The following is a 13047-nucleotide window of genomic DNA, read 5'->3' as shown; positions in this document are numbered from 1 at the left end:
AGCTGAACCGGTGGTGACGGAGTCAACCAAGAACTCGTCTCCGGGGAGATCACGGCATAAGCCGTAAAGCCACTGCGCAGGGAAGGCCGGGTGTTCTCCGCTGCCCTGTATGCTCGTGTGCAGCCTACTTAGTGCTAACCGCACACGGGACCGCGGGTGCAGCGCGCACCCGGTCTTCCCTGCGCCCTCTATTCTCGAGGGCAAGGAAATTACTTGCAAACCTCGGGCAGATGATGCTGCGAGAATGCGAAGGTGCGTTTAGGCCACGGTGCAACAACAAACACGCTGTCGTCCCGGCCTTGAGCCGGGACCCATACGCCGCGGCCCATCGGTTAGAGCGCTGGCGTTGGAGACCTTCTGCAAACAATAACTGCCGCGGAGTATGGGTCCCGGCTCAAGGCCGGGACGACGGGTTGATAGATCTCGGGACGCAGCGCCTACGACGCCACCGCGCCAAACCGCGCCAGAAACTGCTTCTCGGCCTTGGCTGCGGTCCATGGCGTCAGGTATTCGCGCACGGTTGGTTCGGGCAGGCCGGGATCCTTGCCGAACAGGCGTTTCGCCTCGGCTTCGGCAAAGCCTGCCAGGTGGGTAGCTTCGAGATAGGCCGCGCCGCGGTCGGCGGCCTTGATCGCCTGCGTGATGGCATCCGCCAGTACCGGCGGCAGGCCGAAGCGGATATGGATCGCCGCCAGCAGGCGTTTCTCCACCACCTTGTAATCGCCGCCGATCACCGCCTTGAACGGCGAGATCATGTCGCCGATGACATATTCCGGCGCGTCGTGCAGCAATGCGGCGAGCCGGAATTTCAGGTCGACGCGCGGCATCTGCTCGCGCAGCACGGCTTCCACCAGCAGCGTGTGCTGCGCCACCGAAAAAATATGCGCGCCGCTGGTCTGGCCGTTCCAGCGCGCGACGCGGGCGAGGCCATGGGCGATATCGGCGACCTCGATGTCGAGCGGCGAGGGGTCGAGCAGATCGAGCCGCCGTCCCGACAGCATCCGCTGCCAGGCCCGGGTCGAGACATCGGAAGATTTGCCAGATGTTCTTCTCGGCGTCATTTGACCTTGAGGCGGGGCTTGCGATGTTGACCGCTGCAGGTCTCGTGGCAGAAGCACGTGACCAGATGGTCGTTGACCATGCCGGTGGCCTGCATGAAGGCGTAGACGATGGTCGGCCCGACGAACTTGAATCCGCGCGCGCCGAGCTCCTTGGATATTTTGATCGACAACGGCGTCGAGGCCGGCACGCTGGCGGTGGTCTTGAACTGATTCACCTTCGGCTTGCCGTCGACGAAGTCCCACAGGAACTTCGAGAAGCCCGCGCCTTCTTCCATGATCTTGAGATAGCCCTTGGCGCTGTTCACGGCGCCTTCGATCTTGGCGCGGTTGCGGACGATGCCGGCATCGTTCATCAGGGCGTGAACCTTCTTCTCGTTGTAGCGCGCGATCTTCTCAGGCACGAAATCGTCGAAGGCCTTTCGGAAATTTTCGCGCTTGCGCAGGATCGTGATCCAGGACAATCCGGCCTGAAAGCCGTCGAGGATCAGCTTTTCATACAGCGCGCGGTCGTCATATTCAGGCACGCCCCATTCGGTGTCGTGATAGGCCATGTAGAACGGATCTTCGCCCGGCCACGGGCAGCGGGTCTTGCCGTCGGTATGCAGGCGTGCAGAGCGGCTCATCGGACTTTGCTCATGCGACGGTCTGCTTCGGCGGCGTGCGCACGTCGTTCGGATCGGTGAGGCGGATCGCAAGCCCGCCGGCCGACAGCGTCAGGCCGGCGTCGAGCGCGTCGGCGACGCGATCGGTCCGCACCAGCGCGATGCCGTGGCCGCCGGCGGTCGATCCCATGGTGCCGACCGGCTTGTCGCCGGCGACAACGGGGATGCCGGCCTCGGGCGAGAAATCTTCCAGCGTGACCCGAACCGCGCGGGTGCGCGCGGTGCCGCGATGCTGCATCCGCGATACCACCTCCTGCCCGACGTAACAGCCCTTGTCGAAATCGATGCCGTGCAGGCGGTCCATATTGGTCTCGTGCGGAAACGCGTCGCTGTACATGAAATCGAGTCCGCCGCGCGGCACGCCCGCGGCGACGCGGCGGACCTCATAGGCGGCTTCATCGACGAGTTCTGCGCCGATCAAATCGGCGACTTTCTGCTTGAGCTCTTCGGGAACCAGGATGCGCCAGCCGAGCGTTTCGTTGCGCGGGTCGGCGAAAGCAAGATCAGGCTTCATCGAGGGCTCGCCGTCCCACACCGCGAGCACGCCGAGGCTGTCGGAGAGGTTTTCCACCGCGACCTTGGCACGCAGCTTGTAGAAGCCGAGCTTGTCGGCGAGGCCTTTTGCCAATGGGCGCGGCAGGTCGATCAGGAAGCCGCCACCATGGCCGCTGGAAGCCTCCGTGATCAGGAAATCCGCTGTTATCTTGCCCTGCGGGGTCAGCAGTGCGCCGAACCGGCCAAGGCCCGGCCGCAGCAGCGTAACGTCGGTCGTAACGAGGCCATTGAGGAAATTGCGGGCGTCCTCCCCCGAAACCTTTACCACGCCCCGGTCGGTAAGAAACGCTGCTTTCATGCGCTGAAAAGGCCTATTTTGGAGGTTCGTGCTCGAACTTCGCTGGAAGTTCTCTTGCAAGTTCTCGTTCAAGTTCTCGTTCAAGTTCCTGGGGAAACACAGGTGCCGGATATCACATGGGAAGTTAAGGCGCTAAGGTGCCGTCAACAAGCCCGAGAGGCAGCCTAAAGCGGGCGTCGAGGACCGATGAATCAGCGATTTGATACCATTCTAAAATCCGGCACCGTGGTCAATCAGGACGGCGAGGCCATCCGCGACATCGGCATTTCCAATGGCCGGATCGCCGCGATCGGCGGGCTCGGGCAGGCGTCCGCCGCCGAGACGATCGACTGCAAGGGCCTGCACATCCTGCCCGGCGTGATCGACACCCAGGTGCATTTCCGCGAGCCGGGCCTGACCCAGAAGGAAGACCTGGAAACAGGATCGCGCAGCGCCGTGATGGGCGGGGTCACCGCCGTGTTCGAAATGCCGAACACCGATCCCCTGACCGTCACCGAGGCGACCTTCACCGACAAGGTGAAGCGGGCCCATCATCGCATGCATTGCGATTTTTCGTTCTTCATCGGCGGCACCCGCGACAACGTCGCCGATCTGCCGGAACTGGAACGCGCGCCGGGTTGCGCCGGCGTCAAGGTGTTCATCGGCTCTTCCACCGGCGCGCTGCTGGTCGAGGACGACGAAAGCCTGCGGCGGATTTTCGCGGTCATCAAGCGCCGCGCCGCCTTCCATGCCGAGGACGAATACCGCCTCAACGAGCGCAAGTCGTTGCGCATCGAAGGCGATCCGCGTTCGCACCCGGTGTGGCGCGACGAGACCGCGGCGTTGATGGCGACGCAGCGGCTGGTGAATATTGCCCGCGAGAGCGGCAAGCGGATTCACGTGCTTCATATCTCGACCAAGCAGGAGATCGACTATCTGCGCGACCACAAGGACGTCGCGTCCTGCGAGGCGACGCCGCATCACCTGACGCTGGTGGCGCCCGAATGCTACGAGCGGCTCGGCACCCACGCCCAGATGAATCCGCCGGTGCGCTCGGCCGATCACCGCGACCGCATCTGGTACGGCATCGAGCAGGGTATCATCGACGTGCTCGGCTCCGACCACGCGCCGCATACGCTGGAGGAGAAGGCAAAAACCTATCCGGCCTCGCCCTCCGGCATGACGGGTGTACAGACGCTGGTCCCTGTCATGCTCGACCACGTCAACGCCGGGCGCCTGTCGCTGCAGCGTTTCGTCGATCTCAGCAGTGCCGGCCCCGCGCGGCTCTACAACATCGCGACCAAGGGCCGCATCGCCGCCGGCTATGATGCCGACTTCACGGTCGTCGATCTCAAGCGCTCTGAGACCATCACCAACAAATGGGTGGCTTCGAAGGCGGGCTGGACGCCCTATGACGGCATGCGCGTCACCGGCTGGCCGGTCGGCACCTTCGTGCGCGGCAAGCGCGTGATGTGGCAGGGCGAACTGACGACGCCATCGACCGGCGAGCCGGTGCGGTTCCTGGAGACGCTGAGGGCGTAGGGATTATCCGTCATTCCGGGGCGATGCGCAGCATCGAACCCGGAATCTCGAGATTCCGGGTTCGCTTCGCGCCCCGGAATGACAGTGTCTGAAGTTACTGCCGCGCCAGCGACAGCGAAAACTCGCCATTGCGTACGCGCGCGGGAAGGCCTTCGACGAATTTCGCCACCGCGTCCTCGCCATAGGTCGAGACCAGTTCGGCCAGCGCCGTGAACAGGCTCGCCTGCGCCAGGCAGTCCCCGTCGACGCCATCGTGGCGCGCCTCGGCCCAGGCCTCATGGAGATAGCTGAGCGCAGCCTGCTTCTGTTCGTGGTCGGGCAGCGGATCGCGGTGAAGCGAATAAGACGCAGGATGGCTCATGAAACTCGACAGACGTTGCGCGCGTTCCCCAGCGGAGCGCATCTGATCGCCAAGCTGTAGCATGCGCCGCAGGGCCTGCTAGGCCACATCTTTAAGAAAGGTTAACGCCGCTCCCGGCATTTGACGGGGTCGCGGGTTCCGCGAGAAAATTCCGGGAAATGCAGTCGAGTATGGCCTGCGGCGTGGCGCAGACATGCAGCGCACCGGCCCCGATCAATTCGTCCTTGCTGCCATAGCCATAGAGCACGCCGATTGCCCGCATGCCGTTGTTCCTGGCGCCGACGATGTCGTGGCTGCGATCGCCGATCATCAGCGTTCTGGCCGGATCGACCGCAGCGGTCTTCAGCGCGTATTCCAGGAGATCGGACTTGTCGACGCGGGTGCCGTCGAGCTCGGAGCCGAACACATGCTCGAAATGATGGCGCAGCCCGAAATGCTCGACGATGCGTGTCGCGAACACATGCGGCTTGCTGGTGGCGACGAACAACCGGTGGCCGGACTGGCGGAGCGTCGTCAGCACTTCGCCGATCCCGTCATACACGCCGTTCTCGTACAGCCCGACGTCGGAAAACCGCTCGCGGTACAGCGACACGGCGCGGTCGGCGGAATCTTCCGCGCCCAGCAGTCTGACAAAACTGGCGCGCAGCGGCGGGCCGATGCACCAGGTCAGTTCGTCCTCGGTCGGGATGCTGTGATGGTCGAGTTTTTGCAGCGCATACTGGATCGAGCGCGTGATGCCGGGTTTTGGATCGGTCAGCGTGCCGTCGAGATCGAAATAGATTGCGTCGAGGCTCATGTCAGTTCGCATAGCGAGCAGTCAGGTCGCGCGAGATTTTCGAGCCTTCCTCGATGTAGCGGCGGATCGCGATCGAGGCGGCGGGCGTGCAGGTGCGGTAGGTCTGCTGAAAGCCGTTATAGCCGCGGTTGAAGGCGGCGATCATGCGCGCGCGGCGTTCGCCCGAAGGCGTTTCGGCATCGACCAGCGCCTGCATTTCGTTGCGCCATTTCGCGCCTTCATTGTTGCCGCAGATGCCACGCAAATAGTGCAGCGTGCCGAGGATTTCGGCCAGCCGCTGCAAATCGCGGTCGAACGGCGCGGCGCCATCCTGGGCCCGCGCGGGCGCCAGATGGCAGGCCGAGATGAGGATGAGGACGGCGAAAAAGTGCTTGCGCATTTGGGGGTCCAGAACCCGCCCGATATGCCCCCTCAATGCGCCGGTGGCAAGACATCGCGTTTTGGACTTGATCCGGGGGTGGACACCGGTTCGCGTCAAGAAAACGCGTCAAAACAAAGGACTCGCGCCTAAACCAGCTTCCGTGCGGCTGCTAAGACCTCCAGGAGGCCGCCGGTGAGCCTGAGATCGCCGAGCGCATCGGGATCAAACCATCCGAAATCGTCGTGCTCGTCGTTCAGGACCGGCTCCCGGGCGGTCCAGCGCGCCGCGAACGACATGATCAGATAATGCCCGCCGCCGCCGGTTCCCGGCAGCACTTCGCGCCAGCCGGCCAGCGCCAGAATCTCGATTCGCAGGCCCGTTTCCTCGTCGACCTCGCGATGCAGCGCCGTATGCAGCGATTCGCCGAATTCGACCCGGCCGCCGGGGAACGAATAAAAGCCTTTGCCCGGCGAGCGCGAGCGGCGGACCAGCAGAACCTTGCCGTCGCGAAAGATCGCGCCGCTGACGGCGAGCTGGGGACGGGTGGGTGGCGCGGGGGAGTCCAAGGTGTGATCCGGGAAAGTGGTGGACGGTTTCGGCGCGGATCATGCCCGATCGATGCGCGGAGGTCTAATGCACTGCCGTCAGGTCAGGTCCTAGTTCGACATGATGGTTTCGACGTCGGCCTCGGTGGCGCCGTTGATGATGCCGCCGGCCAGCGCCACCAGCGGCTTGACCCAGCCGGTGGCCTGCTCAGCGAGCGTGGCGCGGGTCTTGTCCTGGCGGGCTTCGCGCATCGCCGAGCCTACCGCGGTCAGGATCGAGGTCATGGTGTTGGCGACGTTGTCGAACTCGGTGCGAATCTTGGGGTCAGCCAATTCGTAGGCCTCGATCGCGAGATCGCGGGCCTTGAAATTGGAAGCCCAGAAATGCTCGGCGTAGGACAGCGGACTCCAGGTCAGAAAATCCTCGGCGCATTCCGGCATGTCCGGAACCATCTCGAGCAGCATGATGGCTTCGTTGAAATGATTCAGATAGTCGGTGGCAAGCCCGGTGCGGGGGTTGATGTTGGCGGCGCGCAGAACCGCGGCGCGGGCCTCATCGATGGGGCTCGTCGGTAGCTGTGTCGGGCGATCGGATCGCGCTTGTGTGGCGGCCGTTGAGCTCATCTGTTCCAGTGTTAACAATTGGGGTTAAAAGGAATTAAACGGACACCCATTCGGGTTAGATTATGTGCGGACGTTTCGTAATTACTTCGCCGCCGGCGGCACTTAGGCAGATTTTCGGCTATGCCGAGCAGCCCAACTTCCCGCCGCGGTACAATATTGCTCCGACGCAGCCGATCCCGGTGGTGATGCTGGAGAATGGCGGCCGGCATTTCCGGCTGATGCGCTGGGGCCTGGTGCCGGCCTGGGTCAAGGACCCGCGCAAGTTCTCGCTCTTGATCAACGCCCGCTCCGAGACGGTGCGGGAAAAGCCGGCCTTCAAGAACGCGATCAAGCGGCGGCGCTGCCTGATCCCGGCCGACGGTTATTACGAATGGCAGGATTCCAGCGGCCGGAAACGGCCGTTCTTCATCCACCGCCGCGACGGCAAGCCGGTCGGCTTTGCCGCCCTCGCCGAGACCTGGATGGGACCGAACGGCGAGGAGGTCGACAGCGTTGCGATCGTCACCGCGCCGGCCAGCCGCGATCTTGCGGCGCTGCATCACCGCGTCCCCGTGACGATCGCGCCCGAGGAGTTCGAGCGCTGGCTCGACGGGCGGGCCAATGATGCCGACGACGTCATGGCGTTGTTGACCGGCCCCGCGGAAGGCGAATTCGCCTGGCACGAGATTTCGACGCGGGTCAATCGCGTCGCCAATGACGACGCACAATTGCTGCTGCCGATCACGGACGAGGAACGTGCGGCCGAGGAGCCGAAGCCGAAGAAAGCCGCGCGCAAGGCGGCGCCGGAGGACGAAGGGCAGGGGAGTTTGTTCTAGCTCGTCGTCCCGGCCTTGAGCCGGGACCCATACGCCGTGCCCTATCGGCAAGAGCAAAGGCGTTAGAGACCTTTAAAAGCAATAAACATCACGCGGTATGGGTCCCGGCGCAAGGCCGGGACGACAGCTACCTCGGAACGACAGCTCACCGAAAAATATTCAGCGCCGCATATTGCAACAGCATGATCGTCTTGGCATCCGCGATGCGCCCGTCGGCGATCATCGCGAGTGCGGAATCGATCGGCAATTCCAGCACCTCGATGTCCTCGCCTTCGTCGGCGAGGCCGCCGCCGCTGCCGATCCGCATCGAGGCTTCATACTCGGCGACAAAGAAGTGCAGTTTCTCCGTCACCGCGCCCGGGCTCATGAAGGCCTCGAACACCTTCTTGACGTCGTGGAGGCGATAGCCGGTTTCCTCTTCGGCCTCGGCGCGGATTCGTTCCTCGGGCGATGCATCGTCGAGCATGCCGGCGGCGGCTTCGATCAGGAGATCGTCATGGCCGTTGACGTAGGCCGGCAAACGGAACTGCCGCACCAGCACCACGGTGCGCAAGGCAACATTATACGGCAGCAAGGCTGCGGCGTTGCCGCGGTCATAGACTTCGCGGGTTTGCGTCTGCCATTCGCCGTTGCCGCGGCGGTAGTCGAGCGTGATGCTCTTCAACAGGTACCGGGCATGGGAGAGGACACGCTCGTCTTTGATGCGGATGCGGTCGGAGATGGTCATGGCAATCTTTCTGCATCAAGGCGTAGGTTCGCGGCCGTCGAGCCATTTGGCGAAGACAACTGTCTGCGCCTCGGCGTAGCCGATCGACTGGTAGAATGCGCCAGCGCGGGCGTTTTCGCGCCGGACCATCAATTGCACCTTGGCCATGCCGGCCGCGCGCAGCCAATCCTCGGCGGCGTTCATGATGACGCGGCCATAGCCGCGGCCGCGGCATTCCGGATCAGTCGCAACGTAATAGACCCAGCCGCGATGGCCGTCATGACCGACCATGGCGGTCGCCACGATGGCGCCGCCGTCGCGGCCAATCAGCACGGTCGAATTCGGCTCGCGCCGCGCCAGCGCGATGTCGGACGCCGGATCGTTCCACGGCCGCGTCAATCCGCAGGCCTGCCACAGCGCGACGACGGCGGGGATGTCGGCATCCGCGATCGGCGCGATGGCGAGGGCAGGAAGCGGCTTTGGCATTGATGCGTTCACAGCACCTTGCCGGGGTTCATGATCCCTGCGGGATCGAGCATCGCCTTGATGCTCCGCATCAGTTCGATCGCGACCTTGTCTTTCACGTCCGGCAGTTCGTCGCGCTTGAGCACGCCGATGCCGTGCTCGGCGGAGATCGATCCGCCCATCCGCAGCACGATCGCGAACACGACTTCGTTGACCTCGTGCCAGCGCGCCAGGAAGTCCGCGGTGTTGCCGCCGACCGGCTGGCTGACATTGTAATGGATGTTGCCGTCGCCGAGATGGCCGAACGGTACCGGCCGCGAGCCCGGGATCAACTTCACCACCGCGGCATTGGCCTCTGCGATGAAATCAGGCACGGCGGCGACCGGCACGGAGATGTCATGCTTGATCGAGCCGCCTTCCGGCTTCTGCGCCGCCGACATCTCGTCGCGCAGCTTCCAGAACGCCGAGCGCTGGCTGAGATTCGCCGCGATCACGGCGTCATCGACGATGCCCTCTTCCATGCCCTTGGCCAGGATCGATTCCAGCGCGTCGCGGGCATCATCGCGTGAGGAAGACAATTCCATCAGCACGTACCAGGGATGCTTGCTGTCAAGGGGATCGCGGATGTCGATGCCGTGACGGATGCTGAAATCCACCGCGATGTCGGCCAGCAATTCGAAGCTGGTCAGGCTGCCGGCGGCCTCGTTCTGCGAGATCGACAGCAGCTTCAGCGCCTGCGCCGGCGATTGCAGGCCGACATAGGCGGTCTCGATCGCACGCGGGTTTGGGAACAGTTTTAGCGTCGCCGCGGTGATGATGCCGAGCGTGCCTTCCGCGCCGATGAAGAGGTTGCGCAGATCGTAGCCGGTGTTGTCCTTTTTCAGCTTCGACAGCGAGTTCAGGATCCGCCCGTCGGCCAAGACCACTTCCAGGCCGAGCGCCATCTCGCGCGCCACGCCGTAGGCAAGCGCGGCCGTGCCGCCCGCGTTGGTCGAGAGATTGCCGCCGATGGTGCAGCTTCCTTCGGCGCCGAGCGACAGCGGAAACAGCCGGTCGACGTCGCGGGCGCGCTGCTGCGCGACCTGCAGCACCACCCCGGCCTCGCAGGTCATGGTGTTGGAGGCGGCATCGACCTCGCGGATTTTATCGAGCCGACGCAGCGAGACGACGACTTCGCCATTATGCGGCGTCTGGCCGCCGACCAGCCCGGTATTGCCGCCCTGCGGCACCAGCGCGATTTTATGCGCAGTGGCGAGCTTGCAGATTTCGGAGACTTCCGCGGTTGATCCCGGCCGCAACACCAGCGGAGATTTTCCGTGAAACAGATCGCGCTCTTCGGTGACATAGGGCGCGATATCGGCAGCATCCGTCACCGCATATTTGTCGCCGACGATCGCGCGGAATTTCGCGATCAGTTCGGGCGGAAGCGGAGGCGCGGCGGGCTGAACGATATTCATGGTCTGGTTTCACTCCCGTCCGATTCACTCCCGCCCAACTGCGGCGCGGCGCAGCCGGTCGTTGATGGCTTCGCCCAGTCCATCGTTGGGAATGGGCATCACGGCGATGGTTTGCGCAGCCTTGCTGTCGAGCGCGCGAAGATAGCCGAACAGATTGGCGGCGGCCTCGCTGAGATCGCCGCGTACGGACAGATTCATCACCGCGGCGGCGGCGTCAATTCCCGAAACTGCATCGCTGCCGAACGCCAGCAGCGCTTCGCCGGGCTCGATCTGAATTGCACCGAGCCGCACACGTGTTCTCGGAGCATAATGGGACGCCAGCATGCCCGGCGCCAGCGGCTGTCCGCTGTCGCTCTCGGCGTCCGCAGGCGGCTGCTTGAGCGCACGGCCCAGCACGCGCTCGATGTCGGCGCGAGGCAGGCCGCCCGGCCGCAGCAGCATCGGTTCGTCGAAAATCCCGACAATGGTCGATTCGACGCCGACGGCGACCGCGCCGCCATCTACGATCAGGTCGATCCGCCCCTCCAGATCGCTTTGCACATGGGCGGCCGTCGTCGGCGAGACGTGTCCGGACAGATTGGCCGATGGCGCCACCACCGGCCGGCCGAGGATGCGCAGGATGTCGCACGCCACAGGGTGCGCCGGTATCCGAATCGCGACGGTCTCGAGCCCTGCGGTGGCGAGGTCGGCGACCGCGCAATGTTCGGTTTTCGGCAGCACCAGCGTCAGCGGCCCCGGCCAGAACGCTTCGGCCAGCCGCAAGGCGGCCGCGTCAAAACGGCCGATTTCGCGCGCCGCGGCGAGATCGCCGACATGGGCGATCAGCGGATTGAAGGCCGGCCGGCCCTTGGCCTGGTAAAGCCGGGCTATTGCAGCCGCATTGGTGGCATCGGCGCCCAGGCCATAAACGGTCTCGGTCGGGAAGGCGACCAGCCCGCCTTCGCGCAAACAATGCGCGGCAGAGGCCACCGCGGCCTCATCGGCGGGCAAAACCGACGTTTTCAGGCTTGTATTCACAGGGATTAATTCCTCAAATCGGTGCCTTGCGGTGACCGAAACCGGCAGCTATAAGCCGCGTTCTTAGTCGGAGTGTGGCTCAGCCCGGTAGAGCACTGCGTTCGGGACGCAGGGGTCGCAGGTTCGAATCCTGCCACTCCGACCAAGTTTTCAATCACTTAGCATATCACCACCTCAATTGTCGCAGTGAAATCGCAGTGAAATGCGATGCACGATTGCGCAGGCATGGCGCCGCTTTACCCCAGTGGCACAGTTTCCCGCAACTCGCGGTAGCGGTCTGTTACGATGCTCTCATTTTGGGGATGCGTCGTGGCACAGAATGAAATTGATCTGGCCGACGGATTAATGGTTGACGTCGTCGGACCGTGGGCTTCCGAAAAACATCACGGCCTCCGTGAATACATTCGTCTCGCGAGTGGCGCGCGCGCTAGTTTCGTTCCTCCCACGGGAACTGGCGGGGCGAGTTACATCGAATTGTTCTCGGCCTCGGGTCGCGCGCGGATCGAAGACACCACGACCATCATCGATGGCAGTCCACTGGTCGCGTATCGAGCGGCCCACGCCAGCGGCGTCAGGTTCTCCGACCTTCATTTCAACGACATCGATCCGGAGAAAGCCTCAGCGCTGGATGCTCGCCTTCGTTCGATCGGCGGCGTCGCCGTGGTTCACAACAAGCCGGCCGCGGAAGCGATCGATGACATCGTCTATGCGCTCAATCCTTCGGGCCTGCACTTCGCGTTCCTCGATCCCTACAATCTCGAGTTCCTGTCGTTCGAGCTGATCGAAAAGCTGGCGCGATTCAAACATATGGATATGCTCGTGCACGTGAGCGTGCAGGATCTCCAACGCAACGCCGATATGGAGCGTTACTGCGTTCCGGGTGGCGTGTTCGACAAGTTCGCTCCCGGTTGGCGTCGCGTCGTCAATCGGCAACAGGCGATCAGACCCTTTCGTGCCGCGTTGATGGAGTACTGGCTTGCCGAGATTCGAAAACTCGGAACGATGCCGGCACAAGGCGCGGAGCTGGTCGTTGGTTCGAGAGGGCAGCGCCTGTACTGGTTAATGTTCGTGGCTGCGCACGACCTGCCGCAGAAGCTCAGCCCGGCTTTCGGGCCAAAGCGGACCTCCGGGCCGGTCTAGCGGCAAATGCACCGTTACCGGACATTATCCCCATCTCTCTGGCGCGTTTTATTTGACCAATCGAGCGGCCTGCATATTCATCGATAGACTAGCACGGGAGTTTTCGCGTGCGTCAGCACCTTGTTTGTCACACTGCCGATTAGAAGCATAGAAAATCCACTGCGCCCATGCGATGACATAACGATAAGATCGCAGCCTTTTTCCTCGGCTGCTCCGATGATGGCTTGATAGGGTTGCCCATTCTCCACTTGAATTGTCTCGCAGGAAACACCAGCTTCCTTGGCCCCGGTTGCCGCATGCTCCAACGCGCCAGTGGCCTGTTCCTTGCGCAACTCAGCATACCTTGCGACCGCTTCTTGAAACCGCCCTGTCATCTCTGAAAACGGTTCCACAACGAAGATTACAGATATCTTGGCTCCAAGGGATTTCGCGAGCACCAACCCGTGCGCCAGGCCCCGCTGGGCGAGTTCCGATCCATCTGTCGGAATGAGAATATGCCGGTACATGCTTCACCTCCCGCTGGCCTGGACTCATCGCTACCTTCTGGAGTGTAAGCTGGGTCCGCGTTTCGGATGCTGTCTTGAGATAGATCAATCTACCGGCCCATTGCGCCTCGACCCAGATGTGTGCAATTGGCATAAAGCGGACCTACTTACGGGTCAT

The 13047-nt window shown here is 63.2% G+C and carries 16 protein-coding genes and 1 tRNA gene; 4 read left to right on the top strand and 13 right to left on the bottom strand.

The window, feature by feature from the left end:
- Nucleotides 1-437: 437 nt before the first annotated feature.
- From JQ629_RS14605 to ygfZ, 3 genes are read right to left on the bottom strand one after another with little or no spacing between them, the layout of a single operon-like run.
- Nucleotides 438-1061, bottom strand: a complete 624-nt coding sequence (locus JQ629_RS14605) for a YfbR-like 5'-deoxynucleotidase (RefSeq protein ID WP_212413265.1) — start codon at nt 1059-1061, stop codon at nt 438-440.
- Nucleotides 1058-1684 carry a DNA-3-methyladenine glycosylase I gene (locus JQ629_RS14600; protein WP_212264212.1) on the bottom strand — a complete coding sequence of 209 codons (627 nt, stop codon included), beginning with the start codon at nt 1682-1684 and terminating at the stop codon, nt 1058-1060. Before JQ629_RS14600 ends, JQ629_RS14605 begins: the two co-directional genes overlap by 4 nt.
- Nucleotides 1685-1694: 10 nt before the next feature.
- Nucleotides 1695-2576 (bottom strand): CAF17-like 4Fe-4S cluster assembly/insertion protein YgfZ, encoded by an 882-nt coding sequence (gene ygfZ / locus JQ629_RS14595; RefSeq protein ID WP_212413264.1) that lies wholly within the window; start codon nt 2574-2576, stop codon nt 1695-1697.
- A 186-nt stretch (nt 2577-2762) separates the two neighbouring features.
- Between ygfZ and JQ629_RS14590 the strand changes: the two genes are divergently transcribed.
- Nucleotides 2763-4097: a dihydroorotase gene (locus tag JQ629_RS14590; RefSeq protein ID WP_212413263.1), complete on the top strand. Its 1335-nt coding sequence runs from the start codon at nt 2763-2765 to the stop codon at nt 4095-4097.
- Between the two features lie 94 nt (nt 4098-4191).
- Here the strand turns inward: JQ629_RS14590 and JQ629_RS14585 are convergent, their stop codons facing one another.
- The 5 genes from JQ629_RS14585 to JQ629_RS14565 all read right to left on the bottom strand — a co-directional run bounded on the left by JQ629_RS14585 (nt 4192) and on the right by JQ629_RS14565 (nt 6784).
- The gene (locus JQ629_RS14585; protein ID WP_192735255.1) at nt 4192-4458 is read right to left on the bottom strand and encodes a hypothetical protein; all 267 of its coding nucleotides are present in this window, start codon (nt 4456-4458) and stop codon (nt 4192-4194) included.
- A 91-nt stretch (nt 4459-4549) separates the two neighbouring features.
- Nucleotides 4550-5254: an HAD family hydrolase gene (locus JQ629_RS14580; protein WP_212413262.1), complete on the bottom strand. Its 705-nt coding sequence runs from the start codon at nt 5252-5254 to the stop codon at nt 4550-4552.
- Between the two features lies 1 nt (nt 5255).
- The gene (locus JQ629_RS14575) at nt 5256-5633 is read right to left on the bottom strand and encodes a TIGR02301 family protein (protein WP_212264208.1); all 378 of its coding nucleotides are present in this window, start codon (nt 5631-5633) and stop codon (nt 5256-5258) included.
- Nucleotides 5634-5761: 128 nt separating this feature from the next.
- Nucleotides 5762-6181: an NUDIX hydrolase gene (locus tag JQ629_RS14570; RefSeq protein WP_212385814.1), complete on the bottom strand. Its 420-nt coding sequence runs from the start codon at nt 6179-6181 to the stop codon at nt 5762-5764.
- A 90-nt stretch (nt 6182-6271) separates the two neighbouring features.
- Nucleotides 6272-6784: a hypothetical protein gene (locus JQ629_RS14565; RefSeq protein ID WP_212264206.1), complete on the bottom strand. Its 513-nt coding sequence runs from the start codon at nt 6782-6784 to the stop codon at nt 6272-6274.
- Nucleotides 6785-6846: 62 nt separating this feature from the next.
- Here JQ629_RS14565 and JQ629_RS14560 point away from each other — a divergent pair, with 62 nt between their 5' ends.
- Nucleotides 6847-7599 carry an SOS response-associated peptidase gene (locus JQ629_RS14560; RefSeq protein WP_212413261.1) on the top strand — a complete coding sequence of 251 codons (753 nt, stop codon included), beginning with the start codon at nt 6847-6849 and terminating at the stop codon, nt 7597-7599.
- Nucleotides 7600-7744: 145 nt separating this feature from the next.
- Here the strand turns inward: JQ629_RS14560 and JQ629_RS14555 are convergent, their stop codons facing one another.
- From JQ629_RS14555 to JQ629_RS14540, 4 genes are read right to left on the bottom strand one after another with little or no spacing between them, the layout of a single operon-like run.
- Nucleotides 7745-8326, bottom strand: coding sequence for an NUDIX hydrolase (locus tag JQ629_RS14555; RefSeq protein WP_212413260.1), 582 nt, complete (start codon nt 8324-8326; stop codon nt 7745-7747).
- Nucleotides 8327-8341: 15 nt separating this feature from the next.
- Nucleotides 8342-8791, bottom strand: a complete 450-nt coding sequence (locus JQ629_RS14550) for a GNAT family acetyltransferase (RefSeq protein WP_212413259.1) — start codon at nt 8789-8791, stop codon at nt 8342-8344.
- An 8-nt stretch (nt 8792-8799) separates the two neighbouring features.
- On the bottom strand, nt 8800-10227 hold the full coding sequence (locus JQ629_RS14545) for an FAD-binding oxidoreductase (RefSeq protein WP_212413258.1): 1428 nt from the start codon (nt 10225-10227) through the stop codon (nt 8800-8802).
- A 24-nt stretch (nt 10228-10251) separates the two neighbouring features.
- Complete coding sequence (locus tag JQ629_RS14540) at nt 10252-11244, bottom strand: L-threonylcarbamoyladenylate synthase (RefSeq protein ID WP_212413257.1); 993 nt, start codon at nt 11242-11244, stop codon at nt 10252-10254.
- 68 nt (nt 11245-11312) lie between these two features.
- Here JQ629_RS14540 and JQ629_RS14535 point away from each other — a divergent pair.
- Both JQ629_RS14535 and tcmP read left to right on the top strand, forming a co-directional pair.
- Nucleotides 11313-11389 (top strand) — tRNA-Pro (locus JQ629_RS14535).
- Nucleotides 11390-11553: 164 nt separating this feature from the next.
- Entirely contained in the window at nt 11554-12384 is an 831-nt protein-coding gene (gene tcmP, locus JQ629_RS14530) for a three-Cys-motif partner protein TcmP (RefSeq protein WP_212413256.1), read from the top strand.
- A 77-nt stretch (nt 12385-12461) separates the two neighbouring features.
- Here the strand turns inward: tcmP and JQ629_RS14525 are convergent, their stop codons facing one another.
- Nucleotides 12462-12890 carry a universal stress protein gene (locus tag JQ629_RS14525; protein ID WP_212413255.1) on the bottom strand — a complete coding sequence of 143 codons (429 nt, stop codon included), beginning with the start codon at nt 12888-12890 and terminating at the stop codon, nt 12462-12464.
- Nucleotides 12891-13047: the final 157 nt, after the last annotated feature.

It is taken from the genome of Bradyrhizobium sp. AUGA SZCCT0222 (assembly GCF_018130205.1).
Classification (GTDB): domain Bacteria; phylum Pseudomonadota; class Alphaproteobacteria; order Rhizobiales; family Xanthobacteraceae; genus Bradyrhizobium.
Note: the sequence above shows the minus strand (reverse complement) of the source record. Positions and strands in the feature narration are given on the sequence as shown.

Bases quoted from the DNA above. Each gene is read 5' to 3' on its own strand.
- JQ629_RS14590 (WP_212413263.1), top strand. From the start codon at position 2,763: ATGAATCAGCGATTTGATACCATTCTAAAATCCGGCACCGTGGTCAAT.
- ygfZ (WP_212413264.1), bottom strand. From the start codon at position 2,576: ATGAAAGCAGCGTTTCTTACCGACCGGGGCGTGGTAAAGGTTTCGGGG.
- JQ629_RS14545 (WP_212413258.1), bottom strand. From the start codon at position 10,227: ATGAATATCGTTCAGCCCGCCGCGCCTCCGCTTCCGCCCGAACTGATC.
- JQ629_RS14580 (WP_212413262.1), bottom strand. From the start codon at position 5,254: ATGAGCCTCGACGCAATCTATTTCGATCTCGACGGCACGCTGACCGAT.
- JQ629_RS14605 (WP_212413265.1), bottom strand. From the start codon at position 1,061: ATGACGCCGAGAAGAACATCTGGCAAATCTTCCGATGTCTCGACCCGG.
- JQ629_RS14600 (WP_212264212.1), bottom strand. From the start codon at position 1,684: ATGAGCCGCTCTGCACGCCTGCATACCGACGGCAAGACCCGCTGCCCG.
- JQ629_RS14565 (WP_212264206.1), bottom strand. From the start codon at position 6,784: ATGAGCTCAACGGCCGCCACACAAGCGCGATCCGATCGCCCGACACAG.
- JQ629_RS14560 (WP_212413261.1), top strand. From the start codon at position 6,847: ATGTGCGGACGTTTCGTAATTACTTCGCCGCCGGCGGCACTTAGGCAG.
- JQ629_RS14525 (WP_212413255.1), bottom strand. From the start codon at position 12,890: ATGTACCGGCATATTCTCATTCCGACAGATGGATCGGAACTCGCCCAG.
- JQ629_RS14550 (WP_212413259.1), bottom strand. From the start codon at position 8,791: ATGCCAAAGCCGCTTCCTGCCCTCGCCATCGCGCCGATCGCGGATGCC.
- JQ629_RS14555 (WP_212413260.1), bottom strand. From the start codon at position 8,326: ATGACCATCTCCGACCGCATCCGCATCAAAGACGAGCGTGTCCTCTCC.
- JQ629_RS14585 (WP_192735255.1), bottom strand. From the start codon at position 4,458: ATGAGCCATCCTGCGTCTTATTCGCTTCACCGCGATCCGCTGCCCGAC.
- JQ629_RS14575 (WP_212264208.1), bottom strand. From the start codon at position 5,633: ATGCGCAAGCACTTTTTCGCCGTCCTCATCCTCATCTCGGCCTGCCAT.